Origin of the sequence: Desulfofundulus australicus DSM 11792, from assembly GCF_900129285.1 — a bacterium.
GTDB classification, from domain to species: domain Bacteria; phylum Bacillota; class Desulfotomaculia; order Desulfotomaculales; family Desulfovirgulaceae; genus Desulfofundulus; species Desulfofundulus australicus.
Genome location: NZ_FQUW01000008.1, coordinates 73,859 through 97,940, shown reverse-complemented (window position 1 = coordinate 97,940; position 24,082 = coordinate 73,859). Strand labels below are relative to the sequence as shown.

20 protein-coding genes, 1 pseudogene and 2 riboswitches are annotated in these 24,082 nt (G+C 54.5%); of the genes and pseudogenes, 17 read left to right on the top strand and 4 right to left on the bottom strand.

The genetic code is table 11. From position 1 onward, the window contains the following. Positions 1-177: 177 nt before the first annotated feature. Positions 178-284, top strand: a riboswitch (cyclic di-GMP riboswitch). A 199-nt stretch (positions 285-483) separates the two neighbouring features. From BUB44_RS03705 to BUB44_RS14970, 3 genes are all read left to right on the top strand, one after another. Further along, complete coding sequence (locus BUB44_RS03705) at positions 484-1,437, top strand: methyl-accepting chemotaxis protein (protein WP_073163297.1); 954 nt, start codon at positions 484-486, stop codon at positions 1,435-1,437. Positions 1,438-1,675: 238 nt separating this feature from the next. Further along, a complete protein-coding gene (locus BUB44_RS03700; RefSeq protein WP_242655825.1) occupies positions 1,676-3,652 on the top strand; it encodes a methyl-accepting chemotaxis protein in 1,977 nt (658 codons plus the stop codon). Positions 3,653-3,698: 46 nt separating this feature from the next. Beyond that, a riboswitch (cyclic di-GMP riboswitch) is annotated at positions 3,699-3,804 on the top strand. 97 nt (positions 3,805-3,901) lie between these two features. Next, entirely contained in the window at positions 3,902-4,549 is a 648-nt protein-coding gene (locus BUB44_RS14970) for an HD-GYP domain-containing protein (protein WP_083543080.1), read from the top strand. A 63-nt stretch (positions 4,550-4,612) separates the two neighbouring features. On the opposite strand, the gene BUB44_RS03690 is transcribed toward BUB44_RS14970, so the two are convergent. Next, entirely contained in the window at positions 4,613-5,815 is a 1,203-nt protein-coding gene (locus tag BUB44_RS03690) for a methyl-accepting chemotaxis protein (protein ID WP_073163296.1), read from the bottom strand. Between the two features lie 179 nt (positions 5,816-5,994). Here BUB44_RS03690 and BUB44_RS03685 point away from each other — a divergent pair, with 179 nt between their 5' ends. From BUB44_RS03685 to BUB44_RS03660, 6 genes and pseudogenes are all read left to right on the top strand, one after another. Continuing rightward, positions 5,995-6,747 carry an OmpA/MotB family protein gene (locus BUB44_RS03685; protein ID WP_073163294.1) on the top strand — a complete coding sequence of 251 codons (753 nt, stop codon included), beginning with the start codon at positions 5,995-5,997 and terminating at the stop codon, positions 6,745-6,747. Positions 6,748-6,783: 36 nt separating this feature from the next. Beyond that, a complete protein-coding gene (locus BUB44_RS03680) occupies positions 6,784-7,566 on the top strand; it encodes a flagellar motor protein (RefSeq protein WP_073163293.1) in 783 nt (260 codons plus the stop codon). Positions 7,567-7,623: 57 nt separating this feature from the next. Continuing rightward, complete coding sequence (locus BUB44_RS03675) at positions 7,624-8,097, top strand: chemotaxis protein CheW (RefSeq protein WP_073163291.1); 474 nt, start codon at positions 7,624-7,626, stop codon at positions 8,095-8,097. 72 nt (positions 8,098-8,169) lie between these two features. Beyond that, positions 8,170-10,251: a chemotaxis protein CheA gene (locus BUB44_RS03670; RefSeq protein ID WP_073163289.1), complete on the top strand. Its 2,082-nt coding sequence runs from the start codon at positions 8,170-8,172 to the stop codon at positions 10,249-10,251. A gap of 84 nt (positions 10,252-10,335) precedes the next feature. Further along, positions 10,336-11,672 (top strand): annotated as a pseudogene (gene cheB, locus BUB44_RS03665) (chemotaxis-specific protein-glutamate methyltransferase CheB). A 46-nt stretch (positions 11,673-11,718) separates the two neighbouring features. Next, positions 11,719-12,081, top strand: a complete 363-nt coding sequence (locus tag BUB44_RS03660; protein WP_073163287.1) for a flagellar protein FlaG — start codon at positions 11,719-11,721, stop codon at positions 12,079-12,081. A gap of 137 nt (positions 12,082-12,218) precedes the next feature. Here BUB44_RS03660 and BUB44_RS03655 read toward each other — a convergent pair whose 3' ends face one another. The 3 genes from BUB44_RS03655 to BUB44_RS03645 form a co-directional block, all read right to left on the bottom strand. After that, complete coding sequence (locus BUB44_RS03655) at positions 12,219-12,623, bottom strand: hypothetical protein (protein WP_073163285.1); 405 nt, start codon at positions 12,621-12,623, stop codon at positions 12,219-12,221. 260 nt (positions 12,624-12,883) lie between these two features. Beyond that, the gene (gene fliS, locus BUB44_RS03650; protein ID WP_073163283.1) at positions 12,884-13,276 is read right to left on the bottom strand and encodes a flagellar export chaperone FliS; all 393 of its coding nucleotides are present in this window, start codon (positions 13,274-13,276) and stop codon (positions 12,884-12,886) included. 92 nt (positions 13,277-13,368) lie between these two features. After that, the gene (locus BUB44_RS03645; RefSeq protein WP_073163281.1) at positions 13,369-14,955 is read right to left on the bottom strand and encodes a flagellar hook-associated protein 2; all 1,587 of its coding nucleotides are present in this window, start codon (positions 14,953-14,955) and stop codon (positions 13,369-13,371) included. 244 nt (positions 14,956-15,199) lie between these two features. Between BUB44_RS03645 and BUB44_RS03640 the strand changes: the two genes are divergently transcribed. The 8 genes from BUB44_RS03640 to BUB44_RS03605 all read left to right on the top strand — a co-directional run bounded on the left by BUB44_RS03640 (position 15,200) and on the right by BUB44_RS03605 (position 23,994). After that, on the top strand, positions 15,200-15,457 hold the full coding sequence (locus BUB44_RS03640; protein WP_073163280.1) for a nucleotidyltransferase domain-containing protein: 258 nt from the start codon (positions 15,200-15,202) through the stop codon (positions 15,455-15,457). Positions 15,458-15,647: 190 nt separating this feature from the next. Then, complete coding sequence (gene fliW / locus BUB44_RS03635; protein ID WP_073163278.1) at positions 15,648-16,262, top strand: flagellar assembly protein FliW; 615 nt, start codon at positions 15,648-15,650, stop codon at positions 16,260-16,262. Beyond that, positions 16,263-16,541: a carbon storage regulator CsrA gene (gene csrA / locus BUB44_RS03630; RefSeq protein WP_073163276.1), complete on the top strand. Its 279-nt coding sequence runs from the start codon at positions 16,263-16,265 to the stop codon at positions 16,539-16,541. It abuts the gene before it with no gap. Beyond that, complete coding sequence (locus BUB44_RS03625; RefSeq protein ID WP_073163275.1) at positions 16,531-16,968, top strand: PIN domain-containing protein; 438 nt, start codon at positions 16,531-16,533, stop codon at positions 16,966-16,968. Before csrA ends, BUB44_RS03625 begins: the two co-directional genes overlap by 11 nt. A gap of 288 nt (positions 16,969-17,256) precedes the next feature. After that, on the top strand, positions 17,257-18,750 hold the full coding sequence (locus tag BUB44_RS03620; RefSeq protein ID WP_073163274.1) for a flagellin N-terminal helical domain-containing protein: 1,494 nt from the start codon (positions 17,257-17,259) through the stop codon (positions 18,748-18,750). Between the two features lie 568 nt (positions 18,751-19,318). After that, positions 19,319-19,642: a hypothetical protein gene (locus tag BUB44_RS14960; protein ID WP_083543074.1), complete on the top strand. Its 324-nt coding sequence runs from the start codon at positions 19,319-19,321 to the stop codon at positions 19,640-19,642. A gap of 310 nt (positions 19,643-19,952) precedes the next feature. Beyond that, on the top strand, positions 19,953-23,108 hold the full coding sequence (locus BUB44_RS03610) for a reverse transcriptase domain-containing protein (RefSeq protein WP_073163273.1): 3,156 nt from the start codon (positions 19,953-19,955) through the stop codon (positions 23,106-23,108). Next, entirely contained in the window at positions 23,101-23,994 is an 894-nt protein-coding gene (locus BUB44_RS03605) for a carbon-nitrogen hydrolase family protein (protein WP_131821574.1), read from the top strand. Before BUB44_RS03610 ends, BUB44_RS03605 begins: the two co-directional genes overlap by 8 nt. The last annotated feature ends 88 nt before the right edge of the window (positions 23,995-24,082 follow it).

Here is a 24,082-nt window from a genome sequence, read left to right as displayed (position 1 = left end):
CCTGGTGCGCCCACTATAAAAACGGGAGCCCCGGAAAACGGGGCTTTTTGCTTTGGTGTGGAAGCTGCAAACTATTGCTGTTCGACATAAAATGACATTATTTACTTGACACAGGAAAATTGTGCTGGTTCAATAGAATTAATTATGAAATAAGTAGAAAAATAGCGAATAAAGTTTAACCCCGGAGGGCAAACCCGCGCGAAAGCCGGGGACGCAAAGCCACAGGTCTAAGGTTTCCCGCAGGACGCTTTTTAGCGGGGAGCTATGACGGCTGGGTTGCAGGGGAGAAAAGTAACTACGGGGCAGGATGCTTTTCTCCCTGTAGTTTTTTCTTTGTTTGCGTTCCTGGAAGGGGGGCTTTATTTTCTACCTCCAGTTTGTTTCTTCCTGTTCTGCCCCATGTTCTTGTTTTCCTTCAGGTTGGTGATATATCTCATCAGCGTCAGATGTGATTGCGGATAAAAGAAAGGGGAGTGTTCTTTAGTGAACCTGCTTTCATTTAAAAACAAGAAAGCTCAACCGGAAGAAATATCTCCACCTCCAGCGGTCGAGCCGGTGGAACCCGCTGCAGCTGCCGGCGATAACGGGGGTGAACGCCGGGCGGAGCAGGCGGAGCCCGACCTTTTAAAATGCGCCCTGAAGCTGGCCCCCTTTATTAAGGGGATGCTGGGGGAAGAGATGGGAATTTATGTATCGGACCTGGAGCGGTATATTTACTGCGACCCCGGTCAGGTGGGCCTTTCTTTAAAGGCGGGTGACACCATCAATGAAGGCAGCGTAACCGCCCTGACCCTGCGCACCGGCCGCAGGCAGGCCAGGCGGACGGGGAAGGAGGTCTACGGCATACCTTACATCGGCGTTTCCTACCCCATTACCGATCCCGGTACAGGTAAAGTAATCGGCACCATTGGCATGACCACCCCCATCACCCGCCAGGAAAATCTGATTGCAATGTCGCAGGAAATGGATGGCCAGATCAACCAGATAGCCATGGCTACCTCCAACCTTTCCGCCACCTCGGAAGAAGTGGCGGCAACAACGGAAAACCTGAACAGCAGCGCGCAGAAGATCAGGGATGAAATCAAGAAAACCGACGGCATTGTCAACCTCATCGAGGAAATTGCCGAGCAAACCCACCTGCTGGGGTTGAACGCGGCCATCGAAGCGGCCCGGGTGGGCGATGCCGGGCGGGGTTTCAACGTGGTGGCCGGGGAAATACGCAAGTTATCCCAGGATACCCAGCGCTCGGCCAGGGAAATCCTGGAGACCCTGCAGGAGGTGCAGCAGTCCGTTCTGGAGCTGACGGATTCAATTACCCAGTTATCTGCCGCGGTGCAGGAGCAGGCCGCTTCGTCGCAGGAAATCAACGCTTCGGTGAATGAGCTGACGGCGGTATCCGCGCGGCTAAAGAAGCTGGCCGATGAGCTGGTGGTTTAGGGCACCAACAACTAAAATTATTTTAGCGTTTTATTTAAAGCCGGCCGTCACAACTGCCGGCTATTTTTATGGTTTAAAAAAAGGCTATAAGCTCTGGCAGCGGGCTCAAGTAACCCTGAATTATGCCGAAATAAAAATATAGAAGTTTAAGACCGGGGAACGGTTGTTTCTATACCCTTAAACGGGATCTGCCGGTTCCGGTTACTGCCTGAAGAAGCAAAATTGTAAGGAAGGAGGATTGGCGGCGCTGTTCCTGCTTGCCGTCACGGTGCAGGGGCGGCTGCAGACAGGGATGAAGGGAAGACTTACGGGACAGCTTGCGGGAAGCCTGCGGATCAGGATGGCCGTTTTCTTCGGCTTTATAGTGCTCATGGGGTGCCTGGTGCTGGGGCTGGTGAGCGATCATTACGCCGAACAGGCCCTGCAGGAACAGAGCCAGGAGGCCCTGCTTAAGACGGCCAGGCAGGCTGCCGAAACACTGGACAACCGTATCCAGGCGCGAAAATATGCGGTTGAAAGCATAGCCAGCAGGAACGTCATCCGCGGCAGGTGGGGTGACCGGGAGGCCACTCTGGAGGAAAAACTGCAGGCCCTGCGCGAGGAGTGGAAAAGGGCGGAAAGCCTGGGCTTCAAACAGCTGGGCATTGCCGACAGGGAAGGAAATGCTTTCTTCAGCGATGGCAGTAAGGCCAGGGTTGCCGACCGGGATTATTTCAAAGCGGCCCTGGAAGGAAAGACCGCCGTTTCCAGCACGCTGGTGAGCAGGCTGGATAATGCTGTGGTCTTTGTTTTTTCCGCTCCGGTTCGCCATTATGCCACTGGAGAGGTAAACGGCGCGGTTATCGGGGTTATGGATGGCAGCAAGATGAGCACTTTGGTTTCTTCCATCAATTACGGGCGCACGGGTTACGGTTTTGCCGTGGACAACACAGGCAAGGTCATAGCCCATAAGGAATTTACCCGGGTGGCAGCCCAGGAGAATTTCATCGAGCAGGCCAGAACCGACTCCTCCCTGAAGGAGCTGGCAGCGGTGGTTTCCCGGATGGCGAAAGGGGAGGAAGGCGTGGGGCGGTACGTCTTCCAGGGGCAGGAAAGGTTTGTGGGATTTGCCCCCATTAAATCTACCGGCTGGTCTGTGGGCATCAATGTTCCCACTGCCGAGGTCCTGGAGAGGGTGTCGGTATTAAAGCAAACTATGCTGCTCTTATCGCTGCTGATAATTCTTGTTGCCCTGGGGCTGACCTTAATGATGGCCGGCAGAATTACCTCACCCCTGGTGCAAATGGTGGACCATCTGGGGCTCATAGCCAGCGGTGACTTTACCCGGCCGGTGCCGGAAAAAATCCTGCGTATGAAGGACGAGATAGGAAAGCTGGCCCTGGCCGTGAACCGGCTGCAGGACAGTGTGAGGAAACTGCTTTCAGGCCTGGTCAGGGAGGCTCAAACCCTGGCTGCCCACAGCCAGGAACTGGCTGCTTCCACCCAGCAGGTCAGCGCAACCGTGGAAGAACTGGCCAGTACCACCGGCGAGGTGGCCGCAACGGCGGAAAAGAGTCTGGAAAACGCCAGCCGCACCTCCAGTGAGTCGAAGAAGGTGGTTGCCGTGGCCGAAAGCGGCGGAAAGACGGTGAAAGAGACAATCGGTAAGATCCACTCCATTGCTGCTTCTGCCGGGCGCATGGGCGAGTCCATCCGGAGCCTGGGCGAACTCTCGGCGCGCATCGGTAACATTACCGGCATCATCACCGGCATAGCCGACCAGACCAACCTGCTGGCCCTGAACGCAGCCATCGAAGCGGCCCGGGCCGGCGAGCAGGGACGCGGTTTTGCTGTAGTGGCGGAAGAGGTAAGGAAGCTGGCCGAACAATCGGCCGGAGCCGCCGGGGAGATAGGCCGGCTGGTCAGCCAGATCCAGGCGGGGGTGGAAGCGGCCGTAGCAGCCATGGAGCGCGGCTCTGCCGAAGTACAGGAAGGCGTGGCCCTGGCCTCCCGGGCAGGCGAGGCTCTTGATGGTATTATTGATGCCGTTGGGAAAAACATCGAGCTGGTGGAAGAAATCATCGAAGGCACCAGGCAGACCGGTGAGGGGGTGGAGCAGCTATCTGCCAGCTACGAGCAGGTAACCTCCACCATCCAGCAGGTGGCCGGGGCCACCCAGGAGCTGGCGGAGATTGCGGCCAGGCTGCAGTCAGCGGCCAACGAGTTTAAGATCTAAAAAAGGTCTCAACCGCAAAGATGCAAAACCGGAGGGGCATCAAACGGCTCCCGGAGGGCAAACCCGCGCGAAAGCCGGGGACGCAAAGCCACAGGTCTAAGGTTTCCCGCAGAACGCTATATGCGGAGAACTATGACGGCTGGGCTGCAGGGGAGAAAAGTGGCTACAGGGAAGTGCTTTTCTCCTGTAGCTTTTGTTTTGCCTGAGCAGTCAGTTGAAAAAATTTTTTGGGGTGATTCTGTGGGTTCCATGGCGCATGTGGTTGGAGCACTGTACAGGATGCTGGAGGCCCGGTTGAAAGTTGTCTGGCTTCACTCGGGGCGGGTGGCTTCCCTGGCCGCACTGCTGGCGGACTGGCTGGGGATGGGGGAGGAAGAACAAAAAATAATTTATACTGCCGGCCTGCTCCACGATATTGGCAAAATGGGGGTGCCGGGCGGTATTCTCTTCAAACCGGGCAGGCTCACGGGTGAAGAGTGGGAGGAGATGAAGAACCACCCGGTGTACAGCTTTAACGTTCTCTCCCCCATTCCAGAAATGGGAACCGTCAGCCGCCTGGTACTCTACCACCATGAGCGTTACGACGGCCGGGGCTACCCCGCGGGGCTGAAAGGGGAAGAAATCCCCCTGGGAGCACGTATCCTGGCGGTGGCGGACAGCTACGACGCCATGACCTCGCACCGGGTATACAGGCCGGCAAAATCCGGCTTCGAGGCCCTGCAGGAGCTGTACCGCTGTGCGGGCACCCAGTTTGACCCGCACGTGGTGGAGGTGTTCTGCCGTCAGGCAGCCCGCGGCGGGGTCGAGTGTTCCCTCCGGCAGCCTGATCTCCGGGCGTTAACAATTGCACTCTCCCCGGAAAAGGCCGGATCGAAAGGCCGGGACTTAAAAGGGTAAACCCGGGGCCGCATTGGTGCTCGTTCCGGTGTGGGAGATCCCGCCGGCCCCCGGCATTCCGGCCTATGCTGCCGCACCGTTTTTATGCTCCTGCGCATCAACGTGAGGCCCGCCCTTGCGCCTGTCTTCCCCTCCGTCCTGGTTGAATTTCCAGATGTCGGCCACGGATTTCAGCCTGTCGGCCAGGCCGGACAGCTCGCCGGTAATGGCGGCCGTCTCCTGGCAGCTGGCAGCCGCCTGTTCGGCGACAGCCGCAATGGCTTCCACTCCCCCCACCATCTGCTCCGTGCTGGCCGCCTGTTCCTGGGAGGCGGAAGCCAGCTCCTCGATGCTCTCCACGGTGCGTTCGATCTGGGATACGATGTTCCGGAAAGCTTCCTGAACTTCCCCGGTAACCTGCAGGCCCCGCTCTACCGCCGCCACGCTTTCCCCCGCGGCTCCCTGGATGCCGGCCACCAACTGGGTGATTTCCCGGGTGGCGCGGGCGGAGTTTTCCGCCAGTTCGCGCACCTCCTGGGCTACCACTGCGAACCCCCGGCCGTGCTCTCCTGCCCGGGCTGCTTCAATGGCTGCGTTTAAGGCCAGGAGGTTGGTCTGGGCGGCGATATCTTCAATTACCTGAACGAACTGGCCGATGCGGGCGGAACTTTCATCCAGGGTTTTGATCTTTTCATGGATCAGATTCATGCTTTCGATAACCCTGTCCACCGCTTGACCACCCTGCCGGGCGGTCAGGTCTGTCTCCCGGGCCACATCTGCCGTTTGCCGGGCTTTTTCCGCCGACTGCCGGGCCGATTGGGCCAGGTTCTCAATTTCCTGCAGAAGTTTCTGTACCTGCCCGGCCTGTTCCTGGCTGCCGGTGCTGATTTGCTCCGTGCCGGAAGTGATCTGGGCGGTGGCGGCGGTCAGCTGATCCGAATACTCCCGCACCAGGCCAAACCACTTGTGCACGCCTTTTAAAACCTTGCGGATATTTGTTACCAGCCTGTTTATTTCTCCCCAGCCGAAATGGCGGTCCTCAATCTTTCCGGTAAGGTCACCGGCAATGGCCTTGTCTGTGTTGACGATAACCATGTTCACGGTGGCCTGCAGGGAAGCGAAGGCGAAGGCTGCCAGAACTCCGGCCAGGAGAATCCCTGCTGCTGCCCCGGCCAGAGTGGCGGGCACGCTGCCCCGGGCCAACCAGCCTGCCAGGAGCGTTGCCGCCACGGCCAGCAGGGCCAGGGCGGAAGTCAATAGAACGAGCTGGCGGCGCAATTTACCCACATTCTATCCCTCCGTGCGCAGTTTTCTTATATAAAATTTTCGGACATTTTGTCTGGCTCTTGAGACAGTAAGAAAATTGTCGTCAAAAAAACTTTTGCGGGAGGAAGTTTCCTTTTTGAGGAGAATACTGGAAGTGTATTTGAGGCGGCAGGTGAAATGTGTAAAAAGGGGGTTATGGCGTGAAAAGAAGCAGCCGCAAAACCAGTTACGGCAGCATGGAAAGGTGGCTGATCACCTATGCCGACATGATTACCCTGCTGCTGATTTTTTTTATTGTCATGTATTCCTTAAGCCAGATTGATATCAAGAAGTTCCGCATGCTGGCCGAATCTTTAAGTGAGGCCATGGGGGGCGGCGGGGTTGTTCTGGATAACCTGGGGCCTTCGGTAGTCCCCGGGATCAGCGGTACGGAAACGGAAGCGGATCTGCAGGAGGATATGGCCGACCGGGCGGAGATGGAGAATATCCGCAGGGAGCTGATGCGGGAAGTACAGGCCCAGGGCCTGGGAGCCAGGGTTTCGGCTACCATTGAAGAGCGGGGCATAGTCCTCAGCTTCCAGGAAGAGGTCCTTTTTAAGCTGGGTTCGGCGGAACTCACCCCCCGGGCCAGGGAGATCATTGCCGCGGTAGCCCCGGTGCTGCTGAAAACCCCCAACTACATACGCATTGAAGGACACACCGACAATCTGCCCATTCACACGGAGCTCTACCCTTCCAACTGGGAACTGTCTGCGGCCAGGGCCACGGCGGTGGTGAGGGAACTGATCCGCACGGCCGGTTTCCCACCCGGGCGCCTTTCCGCCGTGGGATATGGCGAGTACCGTCCCCGGTTTCCCAACGATTCGGAAGCCCACCGGCAGTTGAACCGCCGGGTTGATATAGTCATCCTGCGCAGCAAGTACAAGGGGGCTGAGCCGGCTTCCCTGCCGTAGGCAACGGGGAATTGAATCTGGGGAAAGGGATGAAGGATGGATTTAGCCGTACTTGGATTTGTAATTGCCTTTGTAGCCCTGGTGGGCGGATTTTTGATGGAGGGGGGACACGCCACCGCCCTCCTGCAGCCCACAGCTGCGGTGATTGTCTTCGGCGGCACCATAGGTGCCACCATTTTCAGTTTTACCTTCAACGATCTGAAGCAGGTTCCGCAGCTCCTGCGGGTGAGCTTTTTCAGCAACATTCCCGAGCCCATTGAAACCATTGAGCTGATTGTCAGCCTGGCCGACGAGGCCAGGAGGGAGGGGCTGCTGCACCTGGAAAACCGCCTGGGTGATATTGACGACCCCTTCCTGCGCAAGGGCATCCAGCTGGTGGTGGACGGCACCGACCCGGAGCTGGTGCGCAGCATCCTGGAGGCCGAGCTGTACGCCGCCCAGGAGCGCCACAGTATGGGGGCGGGCATCTTTGAGGCAGCTGGAGGCTATGCCCCCACCATGGGGATTATCGGGACGGTGATGGGTCTGGTCCACGTGCTCAGCTCCATTGAATCCCCGGAGTCCCTGGGGCCGGCCATTGGAGTGGCCTTCATCGCCACCCTTTACGGCGTGGCCAGTGCCAATATATTCTGGCTGCCCCTGGCGGCCAAGCTGCAGAACCTGAGCAAGAAGGAGATGCTGCACCGGCAGTTGATGCTGGAGGGTATTGTTTCCCTGCAGGCCGGTTACAACCCCATCTTGATCCGGGAGCGGTTGACCGCTTTCCTCAAGCCCGAAGCCAGGCGGGAAGAGGAAAGGAGCCGTTCAGAAGAAGAGTAAAAGGAGTGGCCGGGACCCAGAAGACACCCGGACCTGCTGGACAAAGGGGAGGATGGCATGGATAAAGGGCGGGGCGAGCTGCAGCTGGTGGTGTTCCGTTTAAAGGAGCAGGTTTACGGCGTTGATATAAACCACGTCCTGGAAATAATCAGGGCTGCCGGTGTTACGGCTATTCCCGGTGCCCCGGCATTTGTGGAAGGGGTGATCAACCTGCGGGGGCGGGTCATACCGGTAATAGACCTGGCCCGCCGCCTGGGCCTGGGAACCACCGGCAGATCTGAGAATACGCGCATTATCATCGTCGAGGTGGGCGGGGCCACAGCCGGGATGGTGGTGGACGGGGTGTCGGAGGTGCTGCGCCTCTCTCCGGACGACATCCAGCCGCCCCCGGCCATGGTGGCCGGGGTTTCCGCCGCCTTCCTGCGGGGCATTGCCCTGGTTGGGGAGCGGCTGGTAATTCTCCTGGATGTGACCCGTATCTTCCACCGGGAGGAAAAGGAAGCCCTGCGGGAGCTTTCCCGGGAAGCCTGAAAAGCTGCTTCTCCCGAATTATAGACGATCTGACCGCTCGCGCAATGAGCTTGGGGAAGGACGGTGGCCAAGATGTTTACCGGTGAAGAAATTGCCATTTACCTGGAAGAGCTGGAGGAAAAAATCCAGGCAATCAACGACAATGTTCTGCTGCTTGAGCGGGAGGGCGGCAGTCCCGAAGTAATTCAGGAAATCTTCCGGGCTGCCCACACCATAAAGGGCTCTTCGGCCGTCATGGGCTATGAAAAAATTACTTCCCTGACCCACGAGATAGAAAACCTTTTTGACCTTCTGCGCCAGGGCAAGATGGAAGTTTCCGAAAACCTGGTGAATGTCCTGTTCGAGGCCCTGGACGCTCTCAAGCTATTAAAGGACGAGATTACCGGCGCCGGCGGCGGGGTGGACGTTTCGGCGGTAATAGAAAAGCTGCGTTCCTGCCGGGCCGGCTGCGGGGCGGGGGAGCCCGATGCCGCCCCGGCCGGCGGTGAGCTGCCGCCGGCACCGGCAGCGGATGAACTGCCCGCCGGGGGTTCCGCTTACCGCTTCGAGCTGGAGCTGGAGGAAGCCGTGGAAGAAGTGGTGCGGGAAGCGGAGGTGCGGGGTTTCCAGGCCTACCAGGTGGATATCGGCATCGACCGGGGCTGCCAGATGAAAGGGGTGCGGGCCTTTTTGATCTTTGAGACCCTGCAGCAGGCCGGTGAAATTATTAAAAGCGTGCCCCCGGCGGAGGACCTGCAGGAAGGCCGGTACGGCGAGGGGTTCACCGTGGTGCTGCTGACCAGGGAAGACGCCGGTCAGGTGCGCGATCTGGTCTTTTCCATTGCCGAGGTGAGCAGCGTGGAGGTCCGCCCCATCAAGCTGCGTTCCGGGGAGCAGCCCGCCGCCCGGGAAGCCGCCGGCCAGCAGGCCAGGAAGGAGGCAAACGCTTCGCCGGGCCGGGAGAATATCAAGACCGTGCGGGTGGACGTGCAGAAGCTGGACAATTTGATGAACCTGGTGGGGGAACTGGTCATCGACCGCACCCGCCTGGACCGCTTCGTGGAGGTCTTCGAGAGCCGCTACGGCTCCGACGATCTGGTGGAGAATATTGTGGAAATTTCCAACCATCTGGGCCAGGTGACCGGCGACCTGCAGGAAGAAATCATGAAGGCGCGCATGCTGCCCGTGGCCCACGTTTTCAACCGCCTTCCCCGGATGGTGCGCGACCTGGCCCACAAGCTGGGCAAGGAAATAGACTTCATCATCGAGGGCCGGGAAACGGAACTGGACCGCAATGTGATCGAAGTCATCAGCGACCCCCTGATCCACCTCCTGCGCAACGCCGTGGACCACGGCATTGAACCGCCCGAAGAGAGGGTCCGCCTGGGCAAACCCCGCGCCGGCCGGCTGCTCCTGAAGGCGGCCTATGTGGAGAGCCAGATTGTAATCACCCTTTCGGACGACGGGAGGGGGATGGACCCGGAAAAAATCCGGCAGAGGGCGGTGGAGAAGGGTCTGCTGACCCCGGAACAGGCCGCCCGGGCCGGGGAAAGAGAAGTCCTGGACCTCATATTCGCCCCCGGCTTTTCCACCGCCTCCAGCGTGAGCGACATTTCCGGCCGGGGAGTGGGCATGGACATCGTGCGCAACCAGATCGAGCAGATCAACGGGTCGGTGGAATTTACCACCACTCCCGGCAGGGGGACCACCTTCACCATCAAGCTGCCCCTGACCCTGGCCATCATCCGGGCGCTGATGGTGACCCTGGGGGACCATGTTTACGCCTTTCCCCTGACCAACGTGCTGGAAACCCTCACCTTCAAGCCCGGGGAGATACAGCGGGTGCGCCACGCGGAAGTGGTGGTGGTGCGCGGGCAGGTGCTGCCCCTGGTGCGACTGGCCCACCTTTTTCAAGAAAAGAGCAGGGAGGAAGGCCGGCTATCCGTGGTTGTCCTGGGCTCCGGGGATAAGAAGGTGGGCGTGGTGGTGGACCGGCTCATCGGCGAGCAGGAAATAGTGATCAAGTCCCTGGGCGGCTACCTGGGCCAGGTGCCCGGCCTGTCGGGCGCCACCATCCTGGGGGACGGGAAGGTGGCCCTGATTGTGGACGCCCGGGCCATTGTCAAGGAAACCGGTGTGGAGGACGCCGCCCTGGAGATGAGCAGGGCCGGGTAGGACGGTTTTACGGTTAAAATCTGCTGAAAAGGGGTATGGGAATTGGCGGCAATTCGCGTGCTGGTGGTGGACGACTCGGCCCTCATGCGCCGCCTGTTCAGCCGCCTGCTGGAAAGCCGGGGGTTTGAAGTGATCGGCACTGCGGCGGACGGGGAGGAGGCGGTGGCCAGGATCTGCGCCTTAAAGCCCGACGTGGTCACCCTGGACCTGGAAATGCCGGTCCTGGACGGCCTGGGGGTGCTGCGCAGGGTGATGAGGGAGTGCCCGGTCCCGGTGGTCATGCTCAGCTCCCGGACCACCGCCGGCGCCCGGGCCACCATGCAGGCCCTCTCCCTGGGGGCGGTAGACTTTGTGGCCAAGCCCCCCAGCCGGGACCAGCTGGAGGCCGTGGTTGGAGAGCTGGTGGAAAAGCTGCACGCCGCCGCTTCCGTAGCCGCGGGAAAACTGGCCCGCCCGGGAGCGGGCGAGGTGTTGCACCCGCCTGCCGCAGGAAAGGCCGGACCTGTACGGCCTTCTCTGCCAGAAAAAAGGCGCCCGGATGCCCGGCCGGCCCCCGGCGGGCCGGCCGGCCGCCCCGGTGCTTCCGGCAAAAGGGGTGCATCCCCGGCGGCTCCGGCGGACTCAGGTACCCTTCCGGAGCGGCGCGCCGGAACATCCCCCTCCGGGGTCCAGCCCGCCCGGGAGAAAATCCTCTTCCCGCCTCCGGGCTTTTTACCGTCCGGGGCTTTTTCCGGTGCGGCTGCCGGGGTTACCGGCGCCGGCAGGACGGAGGCGGCCCGGGGTACTGTGGCCGGCGGCTCTTTGCCCCGGCCGGTGCTGCTGCCGAAGCGCTCCCCCCGCGTCGACCTGGTGGTGGTGGGTTCCTCCACCGGCGGCCCGGCCGCCCTGCAGGTGATCATCCCCGCCCTGCCGGAGGATTTTCCCGCCGCCGTGGTGCTGGTGCAGCACCTGCCGGTGGGCTTTTCCGGCCCCCTGGCTGAGCACCTGAACCGGCGCAGCCGCCTGCCGGTGAAGCACGCGGAGGAGGGCGACCCGGTGGTCCCGGGCCGGGTGCTGGTGGCCCCGGCCGGCTTCGACCTGACTTTCCGGGGGCACCCCGGCCGCGTCACCGTGCACCTGGATGCCGGCAGCGGGCCTGTGCCTCCCGGGGGGTTCCGCCCCTCGGTGGACGGGGTGATGCTCTCGGCGGCGGAAGTTTTCGGGGCCGGGTGATGGGGGTGCTCCTCACAGGCATGGGCCGGGACGGCGCCAGGGGCATGGCCGCCATCAGGGAAAAGGGCGGCCCCACCATCGCGCAGGATGAGGCCACCTGCGTGGTCTTCGGCATGCCCAGAGCGGCCATTGACCTGGGGGCGGCGCTGAAGGTGGTCCCCCTGGATGAAGTGGCGGGGGAGATGGTGAGGCTGGTGCGGACCGTGTGAGAGAGTGTAAAGGGCTGTTGAACCAGTCAGGAGAGGAGGGCTGATTATGAAAGTGGGTGCGGGTGGATTGCAGTCTCTGGCCTCCCAGGAAGTGGCGCCGCTGCGGCGGGTTGAGCCTCCGGCGGCGGTAAAGCGGGAGGATGTCTTTCCCCAGGGTGCGCCTCCACCGGAAGAAGGGGGCTTCAGCCGGGAGGAACTGGTGGCCGCAGTGGGCCGGCTGAACCAGGCGGCAGAGGCCTACAACCAGCCCCTGGAGTTTCTGGTGCGGGAAGACGGGGAAAACCTCCGGGTGGAAGTGGTGGAAAAGGATACGGGTACGGTGAAAGGGGAAGTGCCCGGACAGGTTGTGCTGGAGGCGGCGCGGGAGCCAGAAAAAGCCATCGGCCTGCTCCTGGACCGGTATCTTTAAAAATCATCAATTATCTTTTTCCCGCAGGCTTCACTGTCTCAAATATTTCCCGGAGGGGAACTTCGATGCCCTGGATGTCCCTTCCCGTCAATGAGTTCCCACCGTTCATCCCCGGGCCACAATCCCCTTTTTCTTTGTTACCCCCGCCGGTCCAGAAAATAACTTTCGGCGGCGCCTTTTTTCTTCATGTAGGCCCTGGCCTGCCCGGCCTTGTGGAGGTTGGCCAGGGCAGCGGCCAGGCGTTCTTTAACCTTTGCGGCCAGCCGGAGGTTCTGCCGGTGGATCTCATCGATTTCAAGGAGCAGGGCGGAGACTTCCGGCCCGCCCGTGCCGGAGCCCCCCGCCCTGTCCAGCTCATCAATCCCTGCTCTTATCTCTTCAATGGCGGCAAGGTGCCGGGAAACAGCACCCAGTGATTCCTCCGTCGCCAGCCCATCCTGGAGCGCACACAGGCGCTCGAGTACGGCCTTTAGGGCCAGCACTTCACCGCGCATTTTCTGCAGGAGCCTGAGTTTTTTTTCGTCTTGATTTTGTGGGGGCATTGTGGAATCATCCCTTTGTCTTTCTGCTCGGCTCAAGCCGCTTGTCCAGTCAGAAGCGAGCCGCGGTGCGCATCTTACGCGGAGCACTGGAATGAGCGTGGACCCAGCACTCACTGGCATAGTAGCTCTACATAAAACCGGAAGTGACGATTAAACCTGAAATATCAGGAGCAGAGCCGTATTTTAGTGAGTGCTGGGCGGCACCATAGCGGGGTCACTTAACACTTACCCCTGAGTTACACTCTGGGGTTTATACCTGATCAGCCGCCCGCCGCCTGTTGACCTTTCAATTTGAGGGCCTGTTCCCAGGTGCCGGCCAGGTCTTCCAGCAGCCCGGCCACTTCGTCCAGGACGGCCGCATCCTTTTTCACGTTGGCCTCCACCAGGCGCCGGTACATGTAATCGTAGAGGGCGGAAAGGTTTTTGCCGACTTCCATCTCCCGGTTGACGGTTTCCAGGAGGTAGATGATGATGTCCTGGGCGCGCAGGCAGGCCCGGTGCGCGCCGGGGATGTCCCGGGCGGCCAGGCAGTCTTTGGCCTGGCGGATGAATTTGACCGCGCCGGTGTAAAGCATGAGCGTCAGCCGCCCCGGGTCGGCGGTGAGCACGGCGTTTTGGAGGTATTGCTGGTAGGGGTTTGAAGCCGCCTGCATTTTTAAAACTCACCCCTTGGATACGCGTTTCTTCTTGCCGCTTTTCAACCGTTTGGTTTGACTGAATACTTATTCCCTGCGGGAAACGGCCCTTAACGGCCCTGGCCCATGCCGAGCTGCATGGCCAGCCAGGCGCTCTGGGCGTTCATCTGCTGGATGGCCTGCTCCATGGCGGTGAACTGCCGCCAGTAGCGGTCCTCCAGTTGTTGCAGTCGTTCTTCCATGATGCTGATGCGCTCGTTCACGGCGGCTATCTGCCGGCCGATGGCGCTGTTGTCCGCCGTGCTGTAGGAACTGCTGGTACCGGCCCGGTCGGATATCAGGTCCATGGCGCTGTTCACGTCGTCATAAAGCCGCATGGCGATGCCCTTTTCCGCATACTTCTCCGCACTCTTCGTAAATAAATTCATTACCCCGTCCGGGTCCTTTTGCAGGGCGTCTTTCAGCTTTGCTTCGTCAATGTAGAGTTTCCCCCTTTCCTCATAGGAAAGGGTGGTGATTCCAACATCGGCCAGCGCATCACACCCGGCAGCCAGCCCCGGCACAATAGCGGACATTGTAGCGCGCATCCTGGAAACCACGCTCTCCAGGAGGCTGTCGCCCCGCAAAAGGCCGCTCCTGGCCTTTTCCTCCCACTTCTTTTCCTGCTCGTCGGAAAGCTGTTCCCGCTGCTCGTCGGTAAGCGGCAGGTAGTCCCGGTAGCGGGGCTCGGTAAGCTTTTTGTTGATTTTATCGATGAGCTCGTTATAGGCATTGACGAAATCCTTGATGGCGTTGAACACGGCGTCGGTGTCGTTGGAGACGGTGATGGTGGCAGAAGTACCCCCTCCCTGTTTCAGGGTGAGGGTGATGCCGGCCACCGTCGGGGTGTTGGTGGGGCTCGTATAGTTCTGCACGGTGGCGTCACCGATGCTGAGGTTGAACTCAGCGTCCTGGCCGGTATCGGCCGTACCATCACCCTTTAAAAGCAGCTTTAGGTAGTTATTTCCGTTTTTCTGGGTCGGATCCTTGAGGTCCTTGTCGCCGGATAAGAAATAAGAGCTATCTTCGGTCACCTTTATTATCGCCGTCGTGCCCGTAGAGGTGGTGGCAAGAATAAAGCGGTTCAAGTTGGAGTCGTAGGAGGCGGTTATCCCCAGGTCTGCGTCGTTGATCTTCTTGACGACGTCATAGATAGTGTCCTTGGTGGTGTCAAAATTGAAGTAGTCTGTGCCCTTCTTCCCCTTGCTGCCTTCGAGGGCAAAGGAGATAGTCCCCGTTATTCCAAACTGCTCAGCCAGGGTTAGGATGGTCCCGTCCTTGGTTTCGTCATTCAACTTTATCTGGCTTACCTTGGACACCCCTGTGGCCAGCTTATTTACCGTTACAGTATACGTCCCGGGCGTGGCGGTAGGGTTGGCCGTGGCGGTTACAGCGGCCTCGTTGGACGAAGAAGCCTTCTTCGCCAGGTACGTGGCCTGCAGCTTCATATTGAAGACCTTATCCCGGAAGGAGCGCAGGCTGTCGTAGATAGCCCGGTAGTCCTCCTGCTGCCAGAGGAGGATCTGCCTGTCCTGGTTCAAGCGGTCCAGGGGTATCCTCTGCGCCTTCATCAGTTCCTTGATGATAGAATCTGTGTCTATGCCCGACGCCAGCCCGCCGATGCGCAGGCTGGAGCTGGTGTAAAGGCTGGAGACCATATTGCTCACCCTTGCGTAAATAATTTTCCTTACTTATAAGCTCGGCAGGAGAAAGCAAAACTTGAGAAGCATACACCGGTACCTTCCAAGATCCTTTGATTAAGTTGTAAATTCTACCGGTTCATTGTACTATTAGAGCAGGGGTGTTGATAATATTGCATTCCCGCAAGGTATCCGAACGGGTTTGTCACGGGTGCTCCGATGGATTATTTTACCGAAAAGGAAGCCCGCGAGGACGTCGGCTATGCGGAGCAGATCATCCGGTTCTGTGCGGATAATCTCGCTTGATGTTGACCGGATTTTCAAGGGCCTGCAGTCTGCCGCCAGGAGATTGAGACAGGTTGATGAAAACGTCCTGGAAGTTTCTCTCTTCGGCTCCCTGGCAAAGGGAAGGGCCGTGCCGGGAAGTGACGCCGACATCTTAATTGTCTTGAAAAATTCTCCCAGGCCACCCCTCGAGCGGGTAACAGATTTTATGGATTTTTCAGCGGCCTGGGGATAGGGGTGGACATTTTTCCATACACCAGGGAGGAGCTGGAGAAACATAAAAACAATCCTTTTCTCCGGGAAATATTAAAAGACAGGGTGAGATTGGCCTGAAAGTCTGATTGTTTAGCTGCTGAACGGGCTTGCCATTACCCTTGACGGTACCTTGAATATGCAAATTTTGGCTGATGAGTGGAGGAATCAGTTTGTCTGCCGGTCAAAATAAAACCATCACTTTTCCCGCCGGGCTGCCGGGCCTGCCCGCGGAACTGACCGAATTCGAACTGGTAGCCGCAGCGGAAGATTCGCCCTTTTTCTTTTTGCAGTGCCTGCAGGACGAAAACACCGGCTTCATCCTGGTGAACCCTTTCGCCTTTTTCCCGGACTACGAGTTCGACCTGCCCGAAGAGGATGCCCGGGCCCTGGGCATAAAGGCCCCGGAAGAGGTGGCCGTCTTCTGCATCGTCAACGCCAGCCGGGGCCTGGCCCGCGCCACCGTCAACCTCCTGGCCCCGGTGGTGGTGAACGCGGCCACCGGCACGGCCCGCCAGGTGGTGCTGGTGGACGGGCGCTACTCCATCAGGCACCCGCTTTTCGGACAGCGGTCGGAAAACCGGGACCCGGCCGGACCTGAGGCCGGGCCGGCCGGCGAACCCTGTCCACCGGCTCATTCCCGTTCCCAGCCCCGGCCGGTCTCCCCCAACCGCCCCCGGCCCCAGCAAGACCCCCCGCCACGGTACCTTTCCGGAACCGGGCCCGAATCCCCGCCGGGCGATGCCGGAACGGGCAAAGGGGCAGGCCCCGCCGGGGAGGGGAAATAAATGCTGGTGCTCACCAGAAAAAAAGGCCAGTCCCTGGTCATCGGCCGGGACATCCGCGTCGTAGTGGTGGAGGTCAGCGGCGATTTCGTGCGCCTGGGCATCGAGGCGCCGCCGGAAGTGGCCGTCTTCCGGGAAGAAATCTACCGGGACGTGCAGGAGGAAAACCTCACCGCCCTGGTCACCAGGGAGCTGGCGGCAAAGCTGAGAGCGCAGGTCGAGCCCGGTAGCAAACAGGATCAGGGGCGGCGGTGGCGGCGGGAGGAACTTTATGAGCGCTAAAGTGCTGGTGGATACTAATATTCTTGTTTACGCTTACGATCCGGCAAACCCCCTTAAACAAGAAAAATCCATAAAGACGCTGGACAAACTTGCTTCTTCCCGTACCGGTGCGCTAAGCGTTCAGGTGCTGGCGGAATTTGTCGTCGCGGTTACCCGGAAGATTGCCGAACCCCTTGATTTTGAAGCTGCCCGGAATAGTGTTCAAAATTACCTGTGTTCCTGGACCGTGTTTGATCTTACCGGCCTGATTATCCTGGAGGCGATTCGCGGCGTTCGAGAACACAAATTTTCATATTGGGACGCCCAGATCTGGGCCACAGCCCGGTTGAACCAGATACCGGTGGTTTTAAGTGAAGACTTTGCTTCCGGCAGCAGTGTGGAAGGCATAACTTTTTTGAATCCCTTTGAAGAGGATATTGACTTATAAGGGAACATTTAAAGGCCGGCCCGCACGCCCATTTTCCGTGGAAACAGCCGCCAGGGGGTTGTAATTGGCAGCCGGGAGTGGCTTAAAAGGGAGGTCAGGCCGCTTTCTTGCCGTGCCCGGCGGGGCGGTTCGTTAAAAAGTGCCTTCTTCCCCCCTAAACCTTCTCAAATTCCTTCCGAATTAAGTAACTAGAAGGAACCGGTACCGGGCGGCCGACGGTAGCGGCGCCTTCGCAAAGCCGCCGCCAGGGAAGGCGGCGAGTAAAAATTCAGGGAGGAATGAGAAGGGATGATCATCAACCACAACATCTCAGCCCTAAACACCTATCGTCAGTTGTCGATTAACAACATGATGGCGGCCAAGTCGCTGGAGAAATTGTCGTCGGGTCTAAGGATCAACCGTGCTGGAGACGATGCGGCAGGCTTGGCCATCTCCGAAAAAATGCGCGGACAGATTCGCGGACTAGAGATGGCCTCCAAAAATGCGCAGGATGCTATCTCCCTGATCCAGACTGCTGAGGGAGCACTGAACGAAACTCACTCTATCCTGCAGAGAATGCGAGAACTCGCCGTGCAATCAGCCAGCGATACGAATACGGAGGCTGACCGTGTCGAGCTTCAGAAGGAAGTAGACCAGCTGGCAAAAGAGCTTAGCCGTATTTCCAATAATACAGAGTTCAACACCAAGAATCTTCTGGGTGGTGCTTTTGCAGGTATCTTCCATATCGGTGCGAACGAAAACCAGAACCTGTCTTTAAGCATTAATGCGATGGATGCCTATACTCTCGGGTTAACTGAGGATGTGGCCTCCATAAGTGCAAAAGTTGTGTCTAGTACCGGAGATAAACTTGTAGGTGCAGATATCGTAGGAACTCAGTATTTGACGGAAGGTAACTATACTGTTGAAGTTGCAGCAAATGCTACAGCCGGTGTCGACATAACACTAAAAGATGCTGAAGGCAATGTTATTGCGTCCAAAACTGGTCATACGGCTGCAGCAGGTCCTGTAACCTTAGTCGATGACAGTGGGACAGATGTTATTACGTTAGCATATGATGCTGCAATGGCCGCTGGTGAGACAGCAACTATTTATATTGGTGCGTCGGGTGCTGATTTGACATCGGGCACGAATATTGTGGCAGTAGAAGTTAGCGCAAAAGATGCTTTGGCAGATGGAACTTATACACTTACAATTAAAAGTAGTGATGGTACAAAGGTTGATATAGCTGAAATTACTGATAGCAATGGGAAAGTTATTGCTACTGCTACTTATACCTCTAATCTTGCTGTAAATAGCGCTTACACTATTTCGCTATCTAACGGCAAGACGCTTACCTTTACTACTGGTAACAATACACCTGCAATAGGTAATACTGCTACATTTACTGTAGTGAATACTGATTACACATCAGGCACTTCTTCGGCGGCTGTAGATTCAAATGGTGACGGTGTACTGGACAAAGAGGCCGTTGCCGTAAAAGGTATAGATGTTCGTACGCAGCAGAACGCAAATACAGCTATAACCAAAATAGAGGCCGCTATTGAAACAGTATCTGCCGAACGCTCTAAACTCGGTGCTATTCAGAACCGCCTCGAGCACACCATAAACAACCTGGGCACCGCTTCCGAGAACCTCACCGCAGCCGAATCCCGCATCCGCGATGTGGACATGGCCAAGGAAATAATGGAGTTCACCAAGATGAACATCCTGCAGCAGGCCGCCACGGCCATGCTCAGTCAAGCCAACCAGCTGCCCCAGGCAGTCCTCCAGCTCCTGCGGTAATTGCGGCATTTGCACGTGGAGCCAGCCTTCCGGCTGGCTCCGTAACGTTTAATCTGGGGAAAGGAATCGATAAAGTTAGATTTGACGCGGAAAGAAGTAAGGTGAGTACCCTCATAAAAGTTGATAAACCATTCTTAACAAATAGAAATTTAGGTTATTGTCGTACAATATAAGTTGTGGAAAGACGTCCAGGAAAACGGGCGAATGAATGACGGGCATTTTTCAAAAAATATGGAACAGCGAATGAGGGACAGCCGGGAGGAACGAACGTTTATAGTAGACTTCTGGGCCAGGATTTTCGCTTTCTTAAGGTGGATACCTTATTCCAGCTCATCCGCCATTTCTCCCGTGACCGGGTTGGTTATTTTTTTGTGGATGGGTGGGTTTTGGGTCATTTAATCGCCTCTTTTTTAGCCGTAGTATTGATCAGGTATATAGATTTTAACCCCCTGCGGTATTTTATTCTGTTCTATGCCTTCCTGAGGATGTTTGAAAAATTATCGTCTACCAGGTAAACGTCCTTTTATTTGATGAGCACAGGGCCAGGGCCCGGAACAGGGATTATTCCGTGCGAAGCTACCGCCGGACCGTTCTGCTGCTTTTGCATAATTATTTTGAAATAATATTCTGGTTTGCGGCAGCTTACCTTGTCCTGGCAGGTGAATTTAGATTTGAAAATATGAACGGGTCATTGGTTGGGGTAATATACTCCAGTTTTGTGGTCATGACCAATTTCGGTTCTCCGGGCATAAAAGCGCAGACAGTGGTTGGTCTGTATGTTTTGTGGGCGCAGTCGATAACCGGGCTGTTTATGACGCTACTGAGCCTGGCCAGGTTTATTGCGCTGCTCCCGGCACCAGGTACACTGGAAAAAGGCGAACGTCAGGACTAAAAACATACGCCGGCAAAAGTATTGCCGGGAAAATTTTATTTATCTCCGCTGGCGTGATTCTGGAAAAGCTGTCCGTGTATAACTTTTTGCGCGGTATCCTTGCCTCACCTCGTTGGATGTTGTAAACTCTGTATCAGGAACGATGTCTGCCGCCCACGGTGTTAACCGGGGTAAGAAAGTGAGCAAAGATAAAGCCAAGCGCCAAATACATAATTTTACGGATTTGTTAATTTAATAAAGGCCCCAATTGATTCAAGGGGGAACTGGTTTTAGCGCCGCCGGGTACGCTTCACCAGAAGGAAGTGATGCTATGAAGATTATCCCTTCTCCAGAAGAGCTTCCAATCTCATTGTTCTACTTTGGCTGGAAGAAAGCACGCAATTTTTATCTAAAGAACACAGGTTTTTATGATCCAGTAGAGTTAAAAAGGTTTGAACTAAACTTGGAAAGGGAATTAAGGGATATCCAAAGTGATTTTAAAAGGTGTATTTATAATACGAGTCCGATCAAATTACTTCTTTTTCCAAAAGCTCTCGCTGAAGACGGAAACATGCAATACCGGCCCGTGTTTCAAATCGCTCTTCGCGATCAGGTGGCGTGGGCAACAGTCATGCTTGCTATTGGGGAATGGTTTGATACGCATAACTTTACCAATTCTTTGGAACACCAAAAACTGGAGTGGATGGTTTCCTGGAGTTGCAATAATCGCCTTCGCAGAGTATATTACCCGATCTGGAATGGGAATGTGTTTCAATATGAGCGTATGTTTATAAATCTTTCCAGTAAAGAGATTTATGAAAGCTTTCAATGGAGTCTTAGAAGATGGAGAGAATTGCAGGAGAAACAATTTCGAGAGGTTTTTAAAAGCAAAAAGGACAGAGAAGAAAGAAAAGCTTATTACGGAAATGCTGATATAGAGAAATTTTATCCAACGTTAAAGTTAGAACATGTGCATAAAGTTTTAGAGCAAAGGTTGAATGAATTAAGCGCAGAATATCAATGTAAATATGCAGCAGAACAATGGATTATTCTATTAAAACAACTTTGTACATTTAAACTTGATGAGAAAGAGAGCGCAAAGGAACTTTATGAAGTAATAAAAGAAGAAAAAATGTTTGGGGAAAATGGATCGCCGGAAGAATTTTTGCCGACAGGCTTAATAGCAGCAGGTTTTTTGGCTAATTGTGTCCTTACAGAAAAAGTCGATAAAGAGATGGATAAATTTTGCAAGGAGAAAACAAGGCAGGGAACTCCTACCTACATAACCAGATACACTGATGATTTTACTATCATTTCTTCATCAAAAGAGGTGGTTATAGAAGGTCTTAAAAAATTAAATGAATGTGTGAAAAATATCACAGGTCTGAAACTATCTGAGCAGAAAATGAAACCGCGTCTTGATATTGAGGAACTTAAAAGTAAATTGGGTATTATCAAGAAAGAAGATCTTTCCGATGAGGAGAAGGAAAAGATTTTAGAACTCCTGAAGAGCCAAGGAGAATGTCCCTATGTAACCGAAAATGACCGCCTCCCTAAAAGTACCAGGGCTATTGACCGCTTATCTCAGATAGGAGATCAGCAATTGAAGGCTATGGATCGGTATGAACTACGGGACTACCTGGAATTAGTCAAGGATCTATTGGAATCAGATTTTACCGAGGAAGAAATTAAAACAGAAACGCGCATTTCTTTTGCGGATTGGAGATTGAGAAAATGGAGCAGAGAAGTGCAAGAGCGGGGATTGGAAGATATTTTCCAGAACGAACTGAAAGATATTGCAAACGCACTGGAAAAGTCGTTCAATAGGTTTTTATTTAAACCCGGTGTGTTAGATTCCTATGTAATTTTTCTCCTGGAATGTGCGCCAAGGGACGTAGCCACGCGGCTTGAAAGAATGATGGCAAAAATGAAGCCTTGCAAAGAATGGAAAAAGGATCCCGTATTTTTGCGGACAAGATTTTTATATACAGTTGCTGCTAACTGGCAAAGAGTTTTACCGAATGTTCGACCCGAGATAATCAGTGCAATAACTAAAGGGATTAAGCTTTGGAACTGGCATAGATTGAACGAATCTGCAAAGCTTTTATGGTATGAGAAGATGGCGCTCATGTGGGTCTCTGCCGTGCTTGATTTGGATTTGCATGAATTGATCAAAAAAGAGGACTGGAAAAATGAAGAACTCGGCAAGGTATACTTATTTCAGAGATTTGAGTATATATCTGGTGATATAAAGGAAAATCTGGCGGTTATTGCGACTGCAGATTTTGTTAAACGGAAGCTACAGCCGTCCTGGGCTGATAGCCAAAAACATAAATTAGATGAGAGGGAAAAATGGTTAAAGTGGATCTGGAGTATTATCCGGGAGCTTAATCTTGCTGATTCACCAAGGCTTATTGTGCGCTTAGGCTTGTTACAGATTGATTTATTTCCCAAGCATCTATGGAAACAAGTTTTTACAAAAATTGATGAAATTCAGTTGAATAATTTAACTGGTTGGACAAGTGAGGAAATAAGTTATTATGAGCTGGTAGATGCTGCTCTTGAGGCGCTGGTGTTGGATAAAAAAGATGTAAGGGATTTTCTTGGTGCGCTTAAAGAGAGTAGCACTGAATCTGCTAAAACAATCTTGTCTCGCCTCTATTATTTAAGTGCCATAGGTGCCTGGGAGGCTACTCCCGCCCTGGTAGAAGGCCTAAAACCTTGTTCCGAGATGGTTTTCGAAAAAGACATGATGATATCGCTTGATGATTGGTTATTAATGATTGAGACAAATATTAGAAACGGTACGGACACTTTGCTGGAAAAACGCGCGTTAAACGAAATGGAAATTACAAAATTAATGCTTGCTATCTGTAAGGTACTAGATAGCAAGTATGAAAATAAATTTCAAATCAACGCCGGTAATATTTTTTTAACTCCCGACCAATGGCAAAAATTCCGGAAGGAAGAGCTACCTAATAATGAACTTGAGCTCATTCTCAAACATAGCCGTCCTTCATATGAATGGTATCTTACGCCTGTTTCTTATTTGCAAATTGATGATGAAGAATACCGGGAATATCATGTCTGTTACTCTCTGTCCATGCTGCTTTTACGTATACTAGCCGGTAGAAGTTTTAGAACCTGGGGAGAAAAAATTTCCCGGCTTAATAACTGGTATTCACTTGAAAAATTGCTGCGCCTTTCCCGTTACCCATCTACTGGTCTCCTAATCCTTATTGCCGGCGCGTTGAATTACCGGTACTTCTATAATAGGAAAATTGCGGAGGAGTGGGGTGTAAATTTACCTCTTTTACCTATTGAAGTAGAGCCAATCAAAACCTTAAGAAATTTTAAAAAACAACTGGAAGTTCATCTTGAGGAGATAAAACAAAGGTACACCTCGCAATATGGTTTACCAGAAATTGTCCTGATTAATCTTGATCTTTTTGTTGAAAGGGGAAGGTTTGATTGGGAAAATGCTTGAAAAAGTGAAAGTTACCATTGGACAGGTCTGTTTAAAGAAAGAGGATTTTATACCGGAAAGCCGTTTAAGAATAAAAAACCCCATAAAACATTATGAGTCAATAGAAAAAGTATTACAGGTAGCGCGAAAGTCAGGAGCACATTTTGTGCTTTTGCCGGAATTTTGTGTACCGCGCAAGTATTTACCCAACTTAGAACAGTGGGCAGGAAAATTAGGCGCTATTATTATCGGGGGAATGGAATACGGACCAGGATGGTGTGATGACAACGACAAAAATTATCCTTTAATTAACCAGGCATTTGTGATTATTCCAAAAAACCTCTTACGTCCAGACAACTATTCCTTCCGTTACCGCAAAGAAGCAACCATAGTGAAAATTACTAAATTAAGTCTTGCTCCTGAGGAGAAAAAGATAATTTTAAAAAATAACTATAAATATCGTGAGGGAAATGGTATATATATTTTTCAAAGTGAAATATTGGGCGAATTTGCCGTGTTAATCTGTTTTGATTTCATGAACCTCCCCGTTCAGGTTCTTTTGCAAAGTTCTATCCAGACATTATTTATCGTAGCTTTTAATAAAGACGTATCTGCTTTTAAAGCCCTGGCAGAGACTGACATTCGCCTTTTATTGTGTAACGTAGTAATCTGTAATACAGGACGATATGGCGGATCGCTGGCATATGCTCCCTATCGCAAGCCCTACGAGCGGTTGGTCTATCAGGTGGAGGGGAACAATGTGGAGTCGGCAGTGACAATTGAATTACCGTTGAGTCCTTTAAGGCAAATTCAGAGAACCCCCGAAAGTGCACTGTTTGATGAGGAGCAGAGGTTTTTCCGCAAACCCCCTTATTATGGGCAGATGGCTATAAAAACCAGGGAATAGTTGATGCGTGATCGGTTTAAAATAAATTCCACTCAATACCATTTAATGCCTGGGAATTTACCGCCTTTATTCGGGGTGACGTAAGCGT